The sequence below is a fragment of the Rhabdochromatium marinum genome (assembly GCF_016583795.1).
Taxonomy (GTDB): Bacteria; Pseudomonadota; Gammaproteobacteria; order Chromatiales; family Chromatiaceae; genus Rhabdochromatium; species Rhabdochromatium marinum.
The window spans coordinates 1-2,366 of sequence record NZ_NRRS01000142.1 but is presented as its reverse complement, the minus strand read 5'-3'; the positions used below and the strand labels follow the sequence as shown (position 1 = coordinate 2,366).

General features: G+C 63.7%; 1 protein-coding gene. It reads left to right on the top strand.

The window, feature by feature from the left end; all coding sequences use genetic code 11:
• Window positions 1–9 precede the first annotated feature (9 nt).
• On the top strand, window positions 10–2,184 hold the full coding sequence (recD2, locus tag CKO36_RS18765; RefSeq protein WP_200286428.1) for an SF1B family DNA helicase RecD2: 2,175 nt from the start codon (window positions 10–12) through the stop codon (window positions 2,182–2,184).
• Window positions 2,185–2,366: the final 182 nt, after the last annotated feature.

The window sequence follows — 2,366 nt, the reverse complement described above, 5'->3', positions numbered from 1 at the left end:
CCCTCCCCTATGCCCAACACCCCCTCCCCGTTCGAGACTCTCGCCGGTCCCGTCGAGCGCGTCACCTTCCACAGCCCCGAGAGCGGCTTTTGCGTGCTGCGCGTCAAGGTGCGTGGTGAGCGCGAGTTGATCACTGTGGTCGGCAACGCCGCCCAGGTTGCCCCCGGCGAGCACATCGACGCGCGCGGGCAATGGACCATTGATGCTCGCCATGGTCGCCAGTTCAAAGCCAACGAGCTGCGCGTCGTGCCGCCCGGCACCCGCGAAGGCATCGAGCGCTATCTCGGTTCCGGCTTGGTCAAGGGGATCGGCCCGCATTTCGCCAAGCGCCTGGTCGCGGCCTTTGGGGAAACCGTCTTCGACATCATCGAGCAAACACCCGAACGCCTGCGCGAACTGCCCGGCATCGGCCAGAAGCGCCAGGAACGCGTCACCCGCGCCTGGGCCGAGCAGAAGATCATCCGCGAGATCATGGTTTTCCTCCAATCCCATGGCGTCGGCACCGCGCGGGCGGTGCGCATTTTCAAGACCTACGGCGAAGCAGCCATCGAGCGGGTGCGCGGCAATCCCTATCGCCTGGCGTTGGACATTCGCGGCATTGGCTTCAAGACCGCTGACCAGTTGGCTGAGCGCTTGGGGATTCCGCGCGACTCGCCCTTGCGCGCCCGCGCCGGCGTGCGCCATGTCTTGCAGGAGATCGCCGGTGATGGGCACTGCGCCGCTTGGCGCGAGGCGCTGACAGAACAAGCCGTCAAGCTGCTGGAGATCGCCCCGGAGGGCATTGCAGCGGCCATTGATCTGGAGCTGGCCGCTGGACATCTGGTGACGGAAACCTTCGAGTCGCGTCCCCTGGTGCTGCTCCCAGCCCTGCACCGCGCCGAATGCGAGGTGGCCGCATCCCTGGTGCGCCTGCGCGATGGCCAACCGCCCTGGGCACCCATTGACACCGCCCGCGCCCTGCCCTGGGTGGAACAGCAGACCGGACTGCGCTTGGCCGCATCACAGCAACAAGCCGTCAGCCAAGCCGTCACCGGCAAATGCACCCTACTGACCGGCGGTCCCGGCGTCGGCAAGACTACGGTGGTCCATTCGATTCTGCGCATTCTGCGCGCCAAGGGTGTCAAGGTCACCCTGTGCGCCCCGACCGGACGCGCGGCCAAGCGTTTGTCAGAATCCACCGGCCAGGAGGCCAAGACCATTCATCGACTGCTGGAGTTCGATCCCAAGACGCTGGACTTCAAGCACAACGCCGACCATCCGCTGGAGACCGATCTGCTGGTCTGCGACGAGACTTCCATGGTCGATGTCAGCCTGATGCATAAGCTGCTCAGTGCCTTGCCCGACTCGGCGGCGGTGCTGCTGGTTGGCGATGTTGATCAGTTACCCTCGGTCGGCCCCGGCGCGGTGCTAGCCGATGCCATTGGCTCCGGGGTCTTACCCACGGTCAGACTCACCGAGATTTTCCGCCAGGCGCAGCGCTCGCAGATCATCGTCAATGCCCACCGCATCAATAGCGGGGTTTTGCCCCACACCCCCGAGCCCCAACCCCTGGATGGAGATTGGTTTCTGATCCGCTGCGAGACTCCGGAGCAGATTCAGGAACGGCTGATCAAGACCCTCTGCGAGCGCATCCCGGCGCGCTTCGGGTTGGATCCCATGCGCGACGTGCAGGTGCTCACACCGATGAATCGCGGCGGACTGGGCGCGCGGGCGTTGAATCAAGTGTTGCAACAGCGCCTCAACCCCAGCGCCCAGCCGCGTATCGAGCGTTTCGGCTGGACCTTCGCCCCAGGCGATAAGGTGATCCAGAACGTCAACAACTATGACAAGGAGGTCTTCAACGGCGATATTGGCCGTATCCTGGCCATCGACCCTGACAACAGCGAGGTGCGCATCGGCTTCGACGAGCGGGAAGTGGTCTATGAATTCGGCGAGTTGGATGAGCTGGCGCTAGCCTATGCCACCAGCGTGCATAAGGCACAGGGCTCGGAGTATCCGGCCGTGGTCATTCCGCTGGCCACCCAGCATTACATGCTTCTGCAGCGCAATCTGCTCTATACCGGGGTGACGCGCGGCAAGCGACTGGTGGTGCTAATCGCGCAGCCCAAGGCGCTGGGTATGGCAGTGCGCCAAACCGGCGGACAACGGCTGACGCGGTTGCGGCAGCGCCTGGCTGAGGGCTGAGGGCTGAGGCAGGCGAAGAATAAGCCGATGTGCGGGCATTGCATCGGGCCATCCAACAGCAATTCCCGCCGAAAAAATTTTCGGCGTAACAACAGCAGGTTGGCCCAGGCTCAAAAAAAGTTTTTCGTAAACTTTTGGCGCTGACTCGGTAGACTGGCCGGCATCGTTCAATGTCAGATTGC

Excerpts from the sequence above, each read along its gene's own strand:
- recD2 (WP_200286428.1), top strand. The coding sequence starts at position 10 with ATGCCCAACACCCCCTCCCCGTTCGAGACTCTCGCCGGTCCCGTCGAG.